The sequence below is a fragment of the Aeromicrobium sp. SP1 genome (assembly GCF_055663785.1).
Genome location: NZ_JBQVVK010000001.1, coordinates 2018552 through 2034701, shown reverse-complemented (window position 1 = coordinate 2034701; position 16150 = coordinate 2018552). Strand labels below are relative to the sequence as shown.

Sequence of the window (16150 nt, the reverse complement as noted above, 5' to 3'; positions counted from 1 at the left end):
ATGGCCTCGCGCGGTCCTTCCTCGTCGTCGCGCCGTCCCTCCTCGGGGCGGCGCGACGCGCGCGCGTCGACACGGCCGGCCGGCACGACGTCGGCCACGACCTACCGCACCGAGGCGACCGGGACGCGCTTCACGACCCGGGCGCTGATCCTGCTGGCCGTCGCGGTCGTGCTGATCGCGTCGTACACCGCGTCGGTGCACGCGTGGTGGCAGCAGCGGTCGGAGATCGCTGCGCTCGAGGCGCAGAACCGTGCGGCGAAGCAGGACATCGCCGAGCTCAAGGACGAGCAGACCCGCTGGAGCGACCCCGCCTACGTCCGTCAGCAGGCGCGCGAACGCTTCGGCTGGGTCATGCCCGGTGAGGTCGGCTACCGCGTGATCGGTGTCGACGGCGCACTGCAGGGGCAGTCGTCCACGCTCGACGAGCCCACCGTGCAGCCGCGCCAGCACTGGATCGAGCGGCTGTGGGGCTCGGTCGAGGAGGCCGGCACCGCACCGGACTCCACGAGTGTCGAGGAGAACGCGGACAAGGCCCCGGCGCTGGAGCCCGACCAGTGATCGACCCGCAGGACGAGGCGGCCGTCGCGGAGCAGCTGGGCCGGCCCCCGCGCGCGATCATCGAGGTCTCGTCGCGGTGCCCCTCGGGTCATCCCAACGGGGTCAAGACCGAGCCGCGACTGCCCGACGGCACGCCGTTCCCCACGCTCTACTACCTCACGTGTCCGCGCCTGACCGGCGCCATCGGCACCCTCGAGGCCTCCGGTCTCATGGCCGAGATGAGCGAGCGCCTCACGCACGACGAGGACCTGGCGGCGGCCTACCGTGCCGCCCACGAGTCGTACCTGGCCGAGCGCGAGGCCATCGGTCACGTCGAGGAGATCGACGGGATCTCGGCCGGTGGCATGCCCGACCGGGTCAAGTGCCTGCACGTGCTGATCGGCCACTCGCTCGCCAAGGGTCCCGGCGTCAATCCCCTCGGTGACGAGGCGGTGCGCCTCCTCGGCGACTGGTGGTCGGGCAGCGACTGCGCCCCCGCCTGAGGCCTGAGTTCTGCAGGGGGCCCACGGGTCCGATGGGGCCCGATTTTCCCGGATTACCAAGGCAAAGCATGGGCCTTCCGGCTCCGTTCTTGCGATGGTGGGCAGGGGAGACGGGACAGGGTGGTCATGTCAGCACGAGGGACGCTGCGCGCGAGCGTGGCGATCGCGACGCTCGGTCTGCTGATGGCGACGGCGCCCGTGCCGGCCGCCGAGCCCACCGCCCCCGTCGTCGTCGCTCCGGCCGCCGGCGCAAAGGGTGTCGCCACGGGCGATCGCCTCACCGTCCAGTCCGCCGACGTCGGTGCCGAGGTGACCTTCCGGCTGCGCCGCGACCGCGGGACCGCGAACACCGCACCGGCCTTCACCTGGATCGCGATCCCCGACACGCAGCACTACCTGACCCCGGCACTCCGTGACAACTACCGCGTCGAGATGCAGTGGATCGTCGACCACGTGGACGACCTGGACGTCGCCCTGGTCAGTCACCTGGGCGACATCGTGGAGACCTCGACCTCCCGCTCGGAGTACCAGATGGCCTCGGGCTACCAGCAGATCCTCGACGACGCCGGGGTGCCGAACACCGTGGTGCCGGGCAACCACGACATGGACGTCACGACCGGCAATGCCGCGCTGTACGACGAGTTCTTCCCGGTGTCCCGGTACGCCGATGCGTCCTGGAACTCCCAGACCGTGCGCTACGGCGGGTACTACGGGCAGAACCAGTTCGGGCCCGACGCGGTGGACCGCAAGAACAAGAACAGCTACGTGCTCCTCACCGCGGGGGGCATGGACCTGCTCGTCCTGAACCTCGAGTTCAACCCGCCCGACGACGTGCTGGCCTGGGCGGCGCGGGTCATCGAGGCCCATCCGGACCGGCGCGTCATGATCACGACGCACAACATGATCGGAACGAACGGCGACTGGTCCCACTCGGTCGCACGGCCGGGAGGCAACTACCCCGAGGCCGTCTGGAGCAAGCTCATCGCCCCGCACTGCTCGGTGTTCATGGTGATCAACGGCCACAACCACGACGGCCTCGAGGGCGAGGCGAACCGGACGCTCACGAACGACTGCGGCCAGCCCGTCCACCTCGCCCTGTCGGACTACCAGCAGCGGCCCAACGGCGGCGACGGGCTGCTGCGGTACTACACGTTCGACCCGGCCCTCGGGAAGATCTCGGCGTACACGTGGTCGGCGACGAAGAACACCTTCGAGAGCGATGCGAACAGCCGGTTCGACCTGGCCGCCGACCTGACCGTGCCCGGCGCGTACCAGACCGTCGGCACCGCGATCGTGGACGGCACGGGCCGCGCCTCCGTCGCGCTGCCCGCACTGGACCCCTCGACGCCGTACACGTGGTACGCGGAGGTTGCTGCGGGCGGGGGCACGGCGCAGTCGCAGCCGTCCGGCTTCGTGTCCGGCACCGGGTCGACGGTCGTCGCGCAGGACACGTTCGAGCGGGTCGTGACGAACGGATGGGGCAGCGCCGACACCGGTCAGGCCTGGGCGATCTCGTCGGCCTCGGCGGCGTCGGTCGACGCGGGCCGGGGAACCCTGACCCTGACCGCTGGCTCAGGACCGCGCGCGATCCTCGGCGCGGTCGATCGGACCGACGTCAACCTCACCACGGGCGTGCGCGTGGACCGCGTGCCGACCGGCTCGAGCGTCTACACGGCCCTGATGCCCCGATGGGTGAACGCCTCGAACCACTATCGGAACCGTTTGGTCGTGGGGACGGACGGCTCGCTCAGCGCCGAGGTGGCGCGGGTCGTCAACGGCGCGGAGACGGTGCTCGCGCGGACGAAGGTCCCAGGTCTGACGCTGACTCCCGGTGCGTCCTATCGTCTGCGCGCCGAAGCGGTCGGCACGGCCCCGACCACGTTGCGCACCAAGGTCTGGCGGGACGGGACGACCGAGCCGACGGCGTGGACGGCCACCGCGACGGACGGGTCCGCCGCACTGCAGCGGTCCGCCGGTGTCGGCTGGTGGGCGTACCTGTCGGGATCGGTCACCAACGCGCCGATCCGCGTCTCGCTCGACGACTTCACGGTGGCCGCACCCGGCGGCACGACACCGCCGGCGAACGTCGCGCCGACAGCCAACTTCACCACTGTCGCGTCGGGTCTGACCGCGGCGTTCACGTCCACGTCGACCGATTCCGACGGGACGATCGCGTCGTATGCGTGGGACTTCGGCGACGGTGAGTCGAGCACGCAGGCCAATCCGTCGCACCTGTACGCGTCGTCGGGTACGCGCACGGTGCGCCTCACGGTCACCGATGACGACGGTGCGACGGGAACGGTCACGAAGTCGGTGACGGTCACGGCGCCCCCGCCGGCGAACGTCGCGCCGACGGCGGACTTCACCACTGTCGTGTCGGGTCTGACCGCGGCGTTCACGTCCACGTCGACCGATTCCGACGGGACGATCGCGTCGTATGCGTGGGACTTCGGCGACGGCGAGTCGAGCACGCAGGCCAATCCGTCGCACCCGTATGCGTCGTCGGGTACGCGCACGGTGCGCCTCACGGTCACTGACGACGACGGCGCGACGGGAACGGTCACGAAGTCGGTGACGGTCACGGCGGCCCCGCCGGCGAACGTCGCGCCGACGGCGGACTTCACCACGGTCGTGTCGGGTCTGACGGCGGCGTTCACGTCCACGTCGACCGATTCCGACGGGACGATTGCGTCGTATGCGTGGGACTTCGGCGACGGCGATTCAAGTACGCAGGCCAATCCCTCGCACCTCTATGCGTCGTCGGGTACGCGCACGGTGCGCCTCACGGTCACCGATGACGACGGTGCGACGGGAACGGTCACGAAGTCGGTGACGGTCACGGCGCCCCCGCCGACCGGGGCGGACCTGGCCAGCGACGACTTCGGCCGCACGGTCGCCAACGGCTGGGGGACGGCGGACCTTGGCGGACCGTGGACGGCCACGGGCACGGCATCGGCGTTCTCCGTGTCCGGCGGGGTCGGCCGGCTCTCCGTCACGGCCGGCGGGGCGAGGACGGTGCTGCTCGGCCAGGTGGCCTCCACCACGACCGACGTGAGCGTGCGGCTCGGCTTCGACAAGGTCGCGACGGGCAGCGGGACGTATGGCGCCCTGCTCGGTCGCGCGACGTCGGCCACGAGCGGATATCGGGCGCGCCTGGTCATCTCGTCGGCGGGGCAGGTCCGCCTCGACGTCAGTCGGATGGTCGGGGGCACCGAGACGATCCTGCGCTCGGCGACGCTCGCCGGGGTGCAGCACGTGGCCGGCGGCGAGTACCGCGTCCGCTACGTCGTGACGGGCACGTCGCCCACCACCCTGCGCGCGTGGGCCTGGCCCGTGGGGTCGAGCGCCCCGGTGACGCCGCAGATCGAGCTCACCGACTCGACCGCCGGCCTGCAGTCCGCCGGGGGCGTCGGGGTGTGGGCCTACGTGTCCGGGACGTCGACGAACGCCCCGCACACCGTGTCGGTCGACGAGCTGAGGGCGTCGCGGCCCTGACCCCGCACGGCACTCGCTAGCCTGAACGTCATGACGAGGGTGGCGGCGATCGACTGTGGGACCAACTCCATCCGACTGCTCATCGCGCACGTGGAGGGTGATGCCAAGACCGACGTGGCGCGCGAGATGCGGGTCGTCCGACTGGGTCAGGGCGTCGACCAGACCGGCGTGCTCGCACCGGAGGCGATCGAACGGACCCTCGAGGCGTGCCGCGAGTACGCGCGGGTGATCGAGGTGATGGGCGCCGACATCGTGTCCTTCGCCGCCACGTCGGCAGTCCGCGACGCGAGCAACGCCGAGGAGTTCGGCGATGCCGTCGAGGCGGTGCTGGGCGTGCGGCCGCGGGTGCTCAGCGGCGCGGAGGAGGCCCGTGCGTCGTTCGAGGGTGCGACGGGAGACGTCGCCGACGTGCTGACGTCCGTGATCGACCTCGGCGGGGGCTCCACCGAGGTCGTGCAGGGACTGCGGCAGCCGGTGTTCGCGCACTCCTTCGACGTCGGCTCGGTGCGGATGACCGAGCGCTTCCTGCACTCCGATCCGCCCTCGGTCGTCGAGGTCACCGAGTGCATGGCGTACCTGGACTCCGTGATCGCGCCCGTGCTGGCGCCGTTGCCGCCGTCGCAGGAGGTCGTCGGCGTCGCCGGGACGATCACCACGATCGCCGCGCACTCGCTCGCGCTGCCGACCTACGACCACGAGCTGATCCACCTCGCCCGCATCCACGTCGACGACCTGCGGGCGGCCTGCATGTCGCTCGTCCAGCTGCCCGTGGCCGACCGGCGCGCCCTGCCGTTCATGCATCCGGGCCGGGCGGACGTCATCGCCGGCGGCGCGCTGATCCTCGATCGGATTCTCGAGCACCTGCCGATGGCCACGCCGGAGATCGTCGTCAGCGAGCACGACATCCTCGACGGCATCGCCTGGTCGGCGGCGCGGGAGTTCGCGTGAGGGTCTCGGTCCCCGGCGAGGACTGGCTGCCGGTCCTGGCCGATCTGCCGGTCGAGGTCGTCGTGTGGGACGGCTCGGCGCCCCAGCCGGAGGTCCGCCTCGACCTCGTGGTGTGGCCGTACACGGTCGATCCGTCGGCGATGGGCGGGATCGACACGTCGCGGGTCGGACTTGTGCAGGGTCAGTCACTCGGCTTCGACGGGGTCGACGACGCCTTGCCGGCCGGAGGCGTCTACGCCAACGCGGTGGGCGTCCACGAGGACTCCACGGCCGAGCTGGCGGTCGCGTTGCTGCTGGCGGCGACGAGGGACCTCGACCTGTTCGCCCGCCAGCAGGCCGAGGCCTCGTGGCGCAAGCACTGGACGGCCAGCCTCAACGACAGTCGGGTGCTCCTGCTCGGCGTCGGCGGCATCGGCGCCCGGGTGGCGGCGCGCCTCGACGGCTTCGGCTGCGAGCTGGTCCGGGTCGGGTCGCGTGCCCGCGACGACGATGCGGGACACGTGCACGGTGCCGACGAGCTCGGCGCGCTGCTGCCGACCGTCGACGCCGTGGTCGTGGCGGTGCCGCTCACGCCGGCGACCGAGCGCATCGTCGACGCGAACTTCCTCGCGCGGCTGCGTGACGGGGCGATCGTCGTGAACGTGGCACGCGGCCGCACGGCCGACACCGACGCCGTGCTCGCCGAGGCGGGCCGGCTGCGGTACGCCTCCGACGTCTTCGAGCCCGAGCCGTTGCCGGCCGACCATCGGCTGTGGTCGGCGCCGGGCGTGATCATCACGCCGCACGTCGGCGGCATGAGCGCGGCCATGCGGCCGCGGATCGAGGCGGTCGTCCGCCGTCAGGTCGAGCGGCTGCTCGCCGGGCAGGAGCCCGTCGACGTCGTCGTCGACCACCGCCGGGGGTAGTCCCGGCGCGTGCAGCTCAGTCGCGGCCGTAGATGTCGCGCGTGTAGACCTTGTCGGCGACGTCGGCCAGCGCGTCCGTCCGGCGGTTGGCGATGATGACGTCGGCCCGGGTCTTGAACTCCTCGAGGTCCTCGATGACCTCGGAGTGGAAGAAGGTCGACTCGTCGAGGGTCGGCTCGTGCACGATGACCTCGATGCCCTTGGCCTTGAGCCGCTTCATGACGCCCTGGACGGACGACTCGCGGTAGTTGTCGGAGCCGGCCTTCATGATGAGCCGGTAGATGCCGACGGTCTTCGGCTCGCGGCGCAGCACGTCGAACGCGATGAAGTCCTTGCGGGTCGTGTTCGCGTCGACGATCGCGCTGATCAGGTTCTGCGGCACGTCCGCGTAGTTGGCCTGCAGCTGCTTCGTGTCCTTCGGCAGGCAGTACCCGCCGTAGCCGAAGGAGGGGTTGTTGTAGTGGGTGCCGATGCGGGGATCGAGCCCGACGCCCTGGATGATGTCGGCGCTCGCGAGGCCGCGCATCGACGCGAACGTGTCGAGCTCGTTGAAGAACGCGACGCGCAGCGCGAGGTAGGTGTTCGCGAAGAGCTTGATCGCCTCGGCCTCCGTGCTGCCCGTCAGCAGCACCGGCACGTCGTCGTCGTGCGCCGCCTCGGCGAGCAGCTCGGCGAATCGGCGGGCGGCCGGCGAGGAGTCGCCCACGATGATGCGGCTCGGGTGCAGGTTGTCGTACAGGGCGCGACCCTCGCGCAGGAACTCGGGGGAGAACACGATCGTGGCGCCGGGATGTTGCTCGCGCTGCTGGTCGGTGAATCCCACGGGGATCGTCGACTTGATGACGATGCACGCCTGCGGGCTGACACCGAGGGCCTCCGTGACGACCTGCTCGACCGAGCCGGTGTCGAAGTAGTTGGTCCGCTCGTCATAGTGCGTGGGGGTCGCTACGACGACGAAGTCGGCGCCCTCGAAGGCGGCCCGGTGGTCGAGGGTCGCCGTCAGCCGCAGGTCGCCCCCGGCGAGGAACTCCGCCAGCTCGGTGTCCTCGATCGGGGAGGTGCCGGCGTTGACCGCCGCGACCCGCGCCTCGTCGATGTCGACGAGGGTGACCTCATGATTCTGGGCGAGCGCGACGGCGTTCGACAGCCCGACGTACCCGGCACCCACCACGGCAATGCGCATGCGGGAAACCTAGTCGACGGTTGCGCCCGACGGAACCGGACCGCCCCGATCCGCCGAACGTCACACTGAGGGCCGGTCATAGGCTTGGCAGGCTCCCGTAGCCCAACGGCAGAGGCAGACGGCTTAAACCCGTCACAGTGCGGGTTCGAGTCCCGCCGGGAGCACCGACCGGATGGAGTCGCGTCACCAGCCCATCGTGCGACGAAGTCGCACCAATGGGGCGGATCATCCCTAGCTGCAGGAACTCCACATCCCACGGCGGTCGCGTTGTGCGGCTGCTTCGGCTCGGCGCAGTTCGTCTCGGTAAGGCTCGAGAATCGGGTAGCCGCCTTCGAATGTCGCGTAACCCCCGCGCACCAGTTCGGCGTTCACATTCACGCCTTCGTCGGTGTAGACGAACCGCAGGAGTCGGCCGTACTGGTCTCGGTCGCCCTGGCCGCCGTCTGAGACGAGATGGACGCTTCCGCCAGCGAGGAGATCCGTGGTGAATGCGGACGCTTCGGGACCGAAGCACTCGACGGGCGTGTTCGGATTCACGGTCTCTGGTGTGTCGATCCCGATGAATCGGACCGGTTCGCTCGTGCCTCGGTAGAGGACTCGGATCGTGTCGCCATCGGTCACGGAGAGCACTTGGTACGACTCACCCAGGTCGAGGCTGGGTTGTGTGGTCTTCGGGCTCGGACTCGGCGTCGTGATGGGCTCTGACGACTCGGCCCGCGTAGGAACGTCGGTGGAGGGGATCACTGGCGTGGTCGTCGCCGCCGAAGCCGAAGGGAGCGGGGTCGCAGTGTCCTGCACGGAGGCGGTCGCTGGCGGATCCGTGTCGGTCCGGTCGTGCAGCGATATCGCTGAAGCCGAGCCGACGATCACCAACACCGCGGCGAGCGCGATCCAGCCCCATTCGACCGTGGGGAATCGAGACCCGCCCGGAACGTAGATCGTTCGCTGGAAGGTCTGACGTCGACGACGCACCTGCGGCTACTCGGGCTGTCGGCCGGCGTTGAAGTTCTCGATGACGGTCCTCAGGTGAGCCACCGACTCCTGGGTTTTCGCATGGATCTTGAGCGCTGCGCCGGACTGCACGGAGTGCTCGGACTCGTCGATGATCCTCACGGAATTCGCGAAGGCGGAGTCCACTGCCGCGATCTCCGCGTCCAGCTTCTCGATGAGCGCGATCTGCTCCGTGATCTTCTGCGTCCTGCCTTCAAAACCCGACTTCAGCCGCAGGTACCGGTTGCTCTCATTGAGATACGGCTTGCGCTTCTCCTCGCGATCCTTCTGCTCCTGCTGCGCGCGTTGCTCAGTTCCGACGTTCTGCCGCTGGAGATCGAGGCGTTCGCGCTCGAGCGCTTCCTTCGTCTTGGCGGTCGCCAGCTTCTCCTGGTGAAGCGATTCCTCGCGTTCCCGCTTCAGTTCCTGCTGGCGCTTGGCCTGGGCAGCCTTCTCTGCCTTGGACTCGGACTGCTTGGCGAGGAGCTCGCGGCGCTTGGCCTCTCGCTCTTCCTGGACCACTGCGATGCGCTGGCGCTGCAGGTCCTCGGCCTTCTCCTTCTCCTCGTTGGTCTTGCGCTTCTTCTCGGAGCGAGCGTCGAGGAACCGGTGGAATCCCTCGTTGAGGAACAGGGACTTGGTCGCCTCGCGGGCACCGATACCCGCGATGATGTACATGAGCAGCATGATCGGGGCGAAGACGGCGTCCTGCTGTCGGACTTCCAGACCGAACAGCTGGACCACGCCGTCGTCGGCGCCCAGGTCCAAGATCGTGGCCGAGAACAGTCGCGCGGCCGAGATGGCCACGCCGAGGGCCAGCCAGATGCCGACGTGGACGACCTTGGTCGCCGTGCCGACCGGGCCTGCATCCTTGTCCGCTTCGCGGTAACCCAGGTGGGCCATGGAGGACAGGCCGACGAGACCGAGAACGGCCGAGAGGATGACTGACGTCCGCTGGTCGACGTCGAGAACCTGACCGACGACGTCATTGAGGAAGGCGAGGTCGGCGATGCTGACCGCCACGCAGATGACCAGCATCGCGAGGGGAGCAAAGAAGGGCATCTCGGCTCGTCTTGCACCGGGACGCGCCTTGTCGTGACGGTCCGAGTCTTGAGTCGGGTGCTGAACCTTCGGGTCGACGGACGTCATCGCGCACTCCTGTTTTCCGCGTCCTTGAATCGCTTCCTCAGCGGTTCGATGGTGATCTTGTTCTCGGCAGGCAAGTCGTTTGACGCCAGGTCCGCTTCGCTCGCCAGCGCCTGGAGCGTCTCGTATGACTGCTGGAGGCGGTGGGCGTCGTTGCCGAGCGTGTTCAACTCATTCTCGATCTGGCCTGCAAGCTTGGCCCGTTCGTGGCGCTGGTCGGCCAACGTGCCGTCCAGGGCATTGCGAAGTTCGGCCCGCAGGTGCTCGTAGTCAGCGGCGATCTCGGGCAGGTACAACTCGAACGACTGCCCGGTCAGCTCACGACGACGGACCTTCTTCCGGACGTCCTTCTCGCGCTTCTTCTTGATGCGACGCAACCGTTTGCGGATCGCCGCATCGGTAATCACATTCGACCTTGCCATGGAAACTCCTTCTCGCCGGCTCAACAGTCCGGGTTTGCGGTGCGAGAGATCTTGATCTTGACCATCCGGTCCAGCCCTGGTTTGTGGGCATTGTTGTGCGGGCCGGGACCCTTGCCTGTAGCGCGGATCCTGTCCGCGGGGATGCCCTGCTCGACGAGCGCGTCCTTGACAGCGTCCGCGCGGTCCTTGGACAACGGTGCATCGTTCGCGCCGGGCTGCTTGCGTGCCGCAGCAGTGAGGTAGATGTAGCCGTCAACCTTGATCTGACTGACGCGTGCAGGGTCGTCCTCGTAGACATCGACGATCCGTTTGAGCGCGGCCTTCGCCTTGGCGGGGTTCGCGAATGTCGCCTGGTCGCTGACGAACTCCAGGGTGCGGTCGTCCAACCTGAAGTCGACGTTTCCGCAACCGGTGTCCGTCGTGCTCACCGTGAAACTGGTCGCCACCGGATCGCCGAGCTGACTGCGGGTGCTGACCCTCACTCGCCCGCCGAGTGCCCCGATGGCGTCGCGGTACAGGTCACGGACGATGTCCTTCTGCTTCTGCGAGAGAGGCTCCTGGGGCGGTGTGGTGTCCCCGAGCCCCACGAAGTAGACCGAGTAGCCGGAAAGGTAGTCGCGCCCGTACTTCTCCGCCAGTTCGTCGATCTTGGCGGTTCGCTTCTTTTCGGAGGTCAGCAGGGCTTCGTGAGCAAAGTCGATGTCCCCGGCGTCGGAGAGTCCCGAACCGATCACCGTGACCGTCGCACCCGTGTCGATGTTCCGGGAGGCTTCGATGATCGCCTCCAGGTAGCTTGCCCCATCGCTTCCGGGCTGTCGGCTGTCGAGAAACTGCTTCAAGGCGCGGGCGTTGTCCCGGGCGTCGCGCTTGGCCCGCGTCGAATTGGTGCTCATGTCGACGAAGTCGGCGGACTTCTCGTCGAAGGCCAGGACCGTCGGGGGTGCAGCAGCAGACACGAACACCATCGAGCTCAAGACGTCTTCGGACGCTTCGCCCTTGTGCAGGAGCAGACTCTGTTCGATGAGTTCTGAGGTGTCGGCACTGAGGGACGGCGTGGGCGAGTTCTGGGTGTTGCCGAGCACGATGGCCAGCTCGTCCGACGGCGGAGGCGCGTACGGGCGCGTCGACGTGTGGAGTTGGAGCGCGAGGAGCAGCGCGGACAGAGCCGCGGCCCATTTCGTGAACGCCCCGACGAACCGGACCGTGCCGTAGGTCTGGTAGCCGCGGTACAACTTGTAGGCGAAGAACACGAATGCTGCAGCAGTCAGAGCGAGCAGGAACGCCCTGTCGGAACTGGCAGCCAGGTTCTCCACGAGGTTCGCCATCACCGACGTACTTCCCTCTCATTTCAGTCTGAAAACGTAGCCAAGCCCGGTGATCCTACCTGCGGGTAATCCGTGTCGTGGTCGAAATCGATTTAAAAGTCGACATTGATGCGGCACGCCAACGGTCTGATGAGCAGTACGGCCAGTTCGGCTACCGGGAGCAGCCCGATCTCAGCGGAGAAGGCAGACCTCTGAGCCCGCGAGTGGTCGGGTTGACTCGCGGAGTTCGTGCCGGGCCGGGTCGCCGAGTGGCTCAGAAGGCCTCGGCGGCGATCAGCTCGCCGTCGGCGAACGAGGCGTACGCGCTCACGCGGCCGCCGCAGCCGGCGTACTTGCGGTCCTCGCGCACCTGGACGCCCTTCGCCTGCAGTGACGAGAGCTGCGCGATGAGCGCGCTGGTCTCGCCGCGCATCGTGCGGTCGTCGATGATGCCCTCGATCTCCTGCAGCGCGGCGATCCGCTGGGCGATCTGGCTGCGCTCGCCGGTCGTCCCACGGGTGCGCAGGGTCGCTGCGACGGCCGCGACCGAGTCCGCGGTGACGCCGGGGGAGTAGGCGGGGTCGGTCCGCAGACGTCGGAAGTCCGCGGCGGTCGCGCAGGCTCCCTGCTTGACGCGCACGCGCAGCGACCGCGTCGTCGTGTGGGCCTTGCCGTGGTACTTCCACTTCACGGCGATCCGGATGCGGTAGGTGCCCACCGGGAGGCTCACCTTGCGGCCTCGCGCCCGGACGGCCCCGTGCTGGTACGCGGCCACGGAGCGCTTGACGACGTGGACCTTCTTCGCCTTCTTGAACTTCGGCGCGATCGTCGCCTTGCCGGACCACGCGATCGATGCCGTGGCCGGATTCGTGATGCGCAGACGAGGCGTCGCGGCGTCGGCGGGGGAGCGCAGCACGACGGTCGTCGCGACGACCACGATGGTCGCCACCAGCAGCGTCAGCACTCGGCGCACAGGTCCCCGCCCCCTTCTGCCCGGTATCACGGTGAAACTCGTGTGACTCATGGTACTTGCGGGAGTCAAGGTGCGAAAGGGGTGGCAGGGCACTCCTGTGTTCGGAGGGATGGTGTGAGGCCGAGCGTCGCTCAGGCAGGAAGGGTGCCGACGAAGGCCAGGGCCTCGTCGATGAGGTCACGCCAGCGGCCGGCACCGGCGTCGTCCGCCGGGTAGGCCACCGCCACCCATTCGCGCATCGTGCGCGTCCCGGTCGTCAGGGCCTCGCCCTCGCCGGACGCCACGAGCTCGTCGACCCGCTCGTGCGGGACCTTGACGATGAGCCGGTCGCCGTGGCCGGCGAACGCGAACGCCAGGTCGTTCACGCGCAGTGCGGGGGAGCGCAGCATCGTGCCCTCGCTGATGTCGGGACGACCGCGCAGGTCCTCGGTGAGCTCGGCGAACAGGGTCCGGCCGCGCTCGGAGGCCATGTCAGGACTGTTCGAGCTCGACAGCGGACCAGGTCTCGTCGAGCCGGACGGGGGCCGTGGCGCTCCAGCCGTACTCGTCGATGCCGTTCTCGAGGATCGCGGTCGGCAGTTCGTCCTCGGGGAACAGCAGCCAGACCCGGCCGACCGAGCCCATCCGCGGCAGCAGGTCGTCGAGCCGGGTGTGGAACTCCTGGCTGTTCGAGACGGCGATCACGGCGGTGTCGATCCCGGAGGGCCGGTTCGGCTCGACCGGCTCGGGGCGGTTCTCGGCTCCGGTCCAGGTGTCGTCGAACCAACTCTGCGGTTCGTTGATCTCCTCGTCCTCGTACGTCTCGACGCCCTCGGGGAGCGGATCGAGCAGTGCGGTCTCCTCGATGGAGTCGCCGACGATCCAGACGAGCGCGCCCGGCTCGATGCCGAGCTTGTCCGCGGTCGTGCCCTCGTCGGTCATGAGGTCATCCTAGTGGCGCTCAGATCCCGGATCGTGCGACCGGCGTGCACGCCCTTGGCCTCGAAGCGCGTGACGGGACGACCGGCGAAGCGTTCGTCCCAGTCGCCGGAGAACTCGAACCCCTCGGCGCGCGAGAGTACGTCGCGCATCTGCTCGGCGTAGTCCTCCCAGTCGGTGGCCAGTCGCCACGTGCCGGCCGGCGCCAGGGTGCGGTGCACGTGCGGGACGAACTCGTCGGTGACGAGCCGACGCTTGTGGTGGCGCGTCTTGTGCCACGGGTCGGGGAACCAGACCCGCAGTTCGTCGACCGAACCCGCCGGCAGCATCCGCGACAGGGTGGGCACGGCGTCGACGACGGCGAGTCGCACGTTCTCGACGGATTCATGGCGCAGCGACACGAGGGTCTGCGCGACGCCCGGGACGTAGACCTCGAGCGCCAGGAAGTTGGTGTCCGGGTGCTCGAGGGCGGCGTGGACGAGCGACTCGCCACGACCGCTGCCGATCTCGACGACGAGCGGCGCGGTGCGACCGAAGAGGTCCGCGGGATCGAGTTCGAAGCCGTCGGCGACCGAGGTGCTGGTGCGCCCGCGCGGCACGTCGACGACGAACCGGTCGGCGACGTCGTCCCAGGCGTCCTGCTGGCGCTCGGAGAGCCGACCTCCGCGGCGCGTGAACGACACGACCTCGCGGCGGAACGGCTCCGTGGCGCGATCCTGACGGTCTTCGGCGGTCGGAGGCATGGTCACGAACCTACCGACCCTGCCATCGTGGGCCGCATGACGATCGATCCCGACACGAAGGACTGGACGTGGGTGCTGGACCGCACGTGCCCCGACTGCGGCTACGCGGCCGCCGCGGCTGACCCCGCGACCGCCTCGCAGCAGATCCTCGCGATGGTCCCGCGCTGGCGGACGGTGCTGGCGAGCCCCGACGTGCGGGAGCGCCCCGATCCCTCGACGTGGTCGGCGCTGGAGTACGCGTGCCACGTCCGTGACGTCCTGCGGCTCTTCGCGGAGCGGTCGAGGCTCATCCGCGAGGAGGACGAGCCGGTCTTCGCGAACTGGGACCAGGACGCGACGGCGATCGAGGACGGCTACGACCGGCAGGACCCGGCGACCGTCGCCGAGGAGATCGCCGCGGCGGCCGACGCGTACGCCGCCGAGCTGGACCGGACGGCCGACTGGACCCGTCCCGGTCACCGCTCCAACGGCTCGGTGTTCACCGCCGCCACCCTCACGACCTACGGCCTGCACGACCTCGTCCACCACCTCGTCGACGTGGGCGCCTGAGAAATACCGACACGCCACCACAGTGCGCCGTGCGCGGTAATGCGCACTGCGTGGTACTGTCCCGTCCATGGATGCGACGCAGTTGCTCAAGGGTGTGCTCGACGTGGCGGTGCTCGCCGTCGTCGAGCACGAGGACGGATACGGCTACGACGTGGTCAGGCGACTGCGCGCGGCCGGACTCGAGGAGGTTGGCGACGCCTCGGTCTACGGCACGCTGCGGCGGCTGTACTCGGCCGGCGCACTGACCTCGTACGTGGTGCCCAGTGAAGAAGGCCCGCACCGCAAGTACTACGGCATCACGCCCCAGGGCCGGACGATGCTGGACGCCCAACGCAAGACCTGGGCGGACTTCGCCCGCACGATGGACCGCCTGCTCGAAGGAGACGCCGCATGAACGCCACGACCGTTCCCGCCCAGATCGCCGCGTTCGCGACGGCCGTCCGTGAGGCGCTCGAGGACCTGCCCGCCGACGAGGTCGACGAGCTCACCGAGGGCCTCGAGGCCGACCTCGCGGAGGCGTACGCGGAGGACCTCCAGCGCGAGCTGCCCGATCCCGTCGCCTACGCGGCCGAGCTGCGCGGCGCCGCCGGCCTGCCGACCCGCCAGCAGCGCCCCGGCCGGATCCGCGAGATCGCCGGCTCGTTCACCCTGATGGGCCGCGACTTCGAGCGCTCGCTGCGGCGGAGTGCGGCCGTCGCGACCGTGCTGGACTTCCTCGTGACCCTGCGGCCGGCCTGGTGGATCGTGCGCGGCTGGGCCGCCTATCAGGTGGCAGGCGCCTTCCTCGGCTTCGAGGGCGACCTGCTGCCTTCGTCCGGTGCCCTCTGGATCGTGCTGGCGGTCCTGGTGGCCGGCAGCGTCTTCGTCGGCCTGCGCCGCTGGCCCGCCTGGGTGCGCGCGCTGATCTGGGTCGGCAACGCCGTCGCCGTCATCGCGACCGTTGCGGGACTGAGCCAGGTCCCGACGCACGGCGACCTCAACGACGCCTGGCAGGCATACGACGACGGATACTCCAGCGGGTACGACAACGGCTCCGACGTCTACGTGGGGTCCGTGGGTGTCTTCTCCGGCGGCGTCGAGGTGACCAACATCTTCGCCTACGACGCGAAGGGCGCACCGCTCAAGGGCGTGCAGCTGTTCGACGAGAACGGCAAGCCGATCCAGACCTCCGTCCCCGGCGGCAACGGCTGCCTCGGCGCGACGCCGCAGCAGATCGAGGAGTGCGAGTCCGTCGGCGCCTGGGTGCCGACCACGCTCGAGACGGGGGCCAAGGCCTGGAACGTCTACCCGATGCAGATGGCCGAGTCGAGCCCCGACGACCCGACCACGCCGCTGACGGGCGCGCAGCCCCAGGACCGTCCCGCGCCGTTCATCAAGGTGCCTGCCGTGCTCGCGGCGCCGACCGCCGAGGCCACCGCGACTGCCGCACCTGAGAAGTCGCGGTGAACGGGAACGCCGCGACTGTCATGAGCGTTGGCTAGGGTAGAACCAACGACCCCGCCACCACCGGCGCGCGGGGCCAGAATCTCCCCGG

17 protein-coding genes and 1 tRNA gene are annotated in these 16150 nt (G+C 69.3%); 9 read left to right on the top strand and 9 right to left on the bottom strand.

What is annotated here, in order from left to right; translation table 11 throughout:
* From ACT26F_RS10075 to ACT26F_RS10055, 5 genes are all read left to right on the top strand, one after another.
* Positions 1-558: an FtsB family cell division protein gene (locus ACT26F_RS10075; protein ID WP_471670395.1), complete on the top strand. Its 558-nt coding sequence runs from the start codon at positions 1-3 to the stop codon at positions 556-558.
* The gene (locus ACT26F_RS10070; RefSeq protein ID WP_471670394.1) at positions 555-1040 is read left to right on the top strand and encodes a DUF501 domain-containing protein; all 486 of its coding nucleotides are present in this window, start codon (positions 555-557) and stop codon (positions 1038-1040) included. Before ACT26F_RS10075 ends, ACT26F_RS10070 begins: the two co-directional genes overlap by 4 nt.
* A 126-nt stretch (positions 1041-1166) precedes the next feature.
* Positions 1167-4535: a PKD domain-containing protein gene (locus tag ACT26F_RS10065; protein ID WP_471670393.1), complete on the top strand. Its 3369-nt coding sequence runs from the start codon at positions 1167-1169 to the stop codon at positions 4533-4535.
* A gap of 30 nt (positions 4536-4565) precedes the next feature.
* Positions 4566-5483: a Ppx/GppA phosphatase family protein gene (locus tag ACT26F_RS10060; RefSeq protein ID WP_471670392.1), complete on the top strand. Its 918-nt coding sequence runs from the start codon at positions 4566-4568 to the stop codon at positions 5481-5483.
* On the top strand, positions 5480-6388 hold the full coding sequence (locus tag ACT26F_RS10055) for an NAD(P)-dependent oxidoreductase (protein WP_471670391.1): 909 nt from the start codon (positions 5480-5482) through the stop codon (positions 6386-6388). The genes ACT26F_RS10060 and ACT26F_RS10055 overlap by 4 nt, the downstream gene beginning before the upstream one ends.
* A gap of 16 nt (positions 6389-6404) precedes the next feature.
* On the opposite strand, the gene ACT26F_RS10050 is transcribed toward ACT26F_RS10055, so the two are convergent.
* Positions 6405-7571, bottom strand: a complete 1167-nt coding sequence (locus ACT26F_RS10050; RefSeq protein WP_471670390.1) for a nucleotide sugar dehydrogenase — start codon at positions 7569-7571, stop codon at positions 6405-6407.
* Positions 7572-7662: 91 nt separating this feature from the next.
* Between ACT26F_RS10050 and ACT26F_RS10045 the strand changes: the two genes are divergently transcribed.
* Positions 7663-7735, top strand: a tRNA-Leu gene (locus ACT26F_RS10045).
* A gap of 67 nt (positions 7736-7802) precedes the next feature.
* Here the strand turns inward: ACT26F_RS10045 and ACT26F_RS10040 are convergent.
* From ACT26F_RS10040 to trmB, 8 genes are all read right to left on the bottom strand, one after another.
* Positions 7803-8543 carry a thermonuclease family protein gene (locus ACT26F_RS10040; protein WP_471670389.1) on the bottom strand — a complete coding sequence of 247 codons (741 nt, stop codon included), beginning with the start codon at positions 8541-8543 and terminating at the stop codon, positions 7803-7805.
* 6 nt (positions 8544-8549) lie between these two features.
* Entirely contained in the window at positions 8550-9710 is a 1161-nt protein-coding gene (locus ACT26F_RS10035; protein ID WP_471670388.1) for a hypothetical protein, read from the bottom strand.
* Entirely contained in the window at positions 9707-10129 is a 423-nt protein-coding gene (locus tag ACT26F_RS10030) for a hypothetical protein (RefSeq protein ID WP_471670387.1), read from the bottom strand. Before ACT26F_RS10030 ends, ACT26F_RS10035 begins: the two co-directional genes overlap by 4 nt.
* Positions 10130-10149: 20 nt before the next feature.
* Positions 10150-11454 carry an OmpA family protein gene (locus ACT26F_RS10025; protein WP_471670386.1) on the bottom strand — a complete coding sequence of 435 codons (1305 nt, stop codon included), beginning with the start codon at positions 11452-11454 and terminating at the stop codon, positions 10150-10152.
* A 253-nt stretch (positions 11455-11707) separates the two neighbouring features.
* Positions 11708-12382 (bottom strand): hypothetical protein, encoded by a 675-nt coding sequence (locus tag ACT26F_RS10020; RefSeq protein ID WP_471670385.1) that lies wholly within the window; start codon positions 12380-12382, stop codon positions 11708-11710.
* Between the two features lie 155 nt (positions 12383-12537).
* Positions 12538-12876 carry a hypothetical protein gene (locus ACT26F_RS10015; RefSeq protein WP_471670384.1) on the bottom strand — a complete coding sequence of 113 codons (339 nt, stop codon included), beginning with the start codon at positions 12874-12876 and terminating at the stop codon, positions 12538-12540.
* Position 12877: 1 nt separating this feature from the next.
* Positions 12878-13327, bottom strand: coding sequence for a hypothetical protein (locus tag ACT26F_RS10010; protein WP_471670383.1), 450 nt, complete (start codon positions 13325-13327; stop codon positions 12878-12880).
* Positions 13324-14067: a tRNA (guanosine(46)-N7)-methyltransferase TrmB gene (gene trmB, locus ACT26F_RS10005; RefSeq protein WP_471670382.1), complete on the bottom strand. Its 744-nt coding sequence runs from the start codon at positions 14065-14067 to the stop codon at positions 13324-13326. The genes ACT26F_RS10010 and trmB overlap by 4 nt, the downstream gene beginning before the upstream one ends.
* A gap of 36 nt (positions 14068-14103) precedes the next feature.
* On the opposite strand from trmB, the gene ACT26F_RS10000 reads away from it, so the two are divergent.
* The 3 genes from ACT26F_RS10000 to ACT26F_RS09990 all read left to right on the top strand — a co-directional run bounded on the left by ACT26F_RS10000 (position 14104) and on the right by ACT26F_RS09990 (position 16062).
* On the top strand, positions 14104-14616 hold the full coding sequence (locus tag ACT26F_RS10000) for a DinB family protein (RefSeq protein ID WP_471670381.1): 513 nt from the start codon (positions 14104-14106) through the stop codon (positions 14614-14616).
* 67 nt (positions 14617-14683) lie between these two features.
* Entirely contained in the window at positions 14684-15010 is a 327-nt protein-coding gene (locus ACT26F_RS09995) for a PadR family transcriptional regulator (protein WP_471670380.1), read from the top strand.
* Positions 15007-16062 carry a hypothetical protein gene (locus ACT26F_RS09990; RefSeq protein ID WP_471670379.1) on the top strand — a complete coding sequence of 352 codons (1056 nt, stop codon included), beginning with the start codon at positions 15007-15009 and terminating at the stop codon, positions 16060-16062. Before ACT26F_RS09995 ends, ACT26F_RS09990 begins: the two co-directional genes overlap by 4 nt.
* Positions 16063-16150: the final 88 nt, after the last annotated feature.

Coding starts and splice junctions, on each gene's coding strand:
- ACT26F_RS10075 (WP_471670395.1), top strand. CDS start 1: ATGGCCTCGCGCGGTCCTTCCTCGTCGTCGCGCCGTCCCTCCTCGGGG.
- ACT26F_RS10065 (WP_471670393.1), top strand. CDS start 1,167: ATGTCAGCACGAGGGACGCTGCGCGCGAGCGTGGCGATCGCGACGCTC.
- ACT26F_RS10060 (WP_471670392.1), top strand. CDS start 4,566: ATGACGAGGGTGGCGGCGATCGACTGTGGGACCAACTCCATCCGACTG.
- ACT26F_RS10050 (WP_471670390.1), bottom strand. CDS start 7,571: ATGCGCATTGCCGTGGTGGGTGCCGGGTACGTCGGGCTGTCGAACGCC.
- ACT26F_RS10035 (WP_471670388.1), bottom strand. CDS start 9,710: ATGACGTCCGTCGACCCGAAGGTTCAGCACCCGACTCAAGACTCGGAC.
- ACT26F_RS10030 (WP_471670387.1), bottom strand. CDS start 10,129: ATGGCAAGGTCGAATGTGATTACCGATGCGGCGATCCGCAAACGGTTG.
- ACT26F_RS10025 (WP_471670386.1), bottom strand. CDS start 11,454: ATGGCGAACCTCGTGGAGAACCTGGCTGCCAGTTCCGACAGGGCGTTC.
- ACT26F_RS10015 (WP_471670384.1), bottom strand. CDS start 12,876: ATGGCCTCCGAGCGCGGCCGGACCCTGTTCGCCGAGCTCACCGAGGAC.
- ACT26F_RS10010 (WP_471670383.1), bottom strand. CDS start 13,327: ATGACCGACGAGGGCACGACCGCGGACAAGCTCGGCATCGAGCCGGGC.
- trmB (WP_471670382.1), bottom strand. CDS start 14,067: ATGCCTCCGACCGCCGAAGACCGTCAGGATCGCGCCACGGAGCCGTTC.
- ACT26F_RS10000 (WP_471670381.1), top strand. CDS start 14,104: ATGACGATCGATCCCGACACGAAGGACTGGACGTGGGTGCTGGACCGC.
- ACT26F_RS09995 (WP_471670380.1), top strand. CDS start 14,684: ATGGATGCGACGCAGTTGCTCAAGGGTGTGCTCGACGTGGCGGTGCTC.
- ACT26F_RS09990 (WP_471670379.1), top strand. CDS start 15,007: ATGAACGCCACGACCGTTCCCGCCCAGATCGCCGCGTTCGCGACGGCC.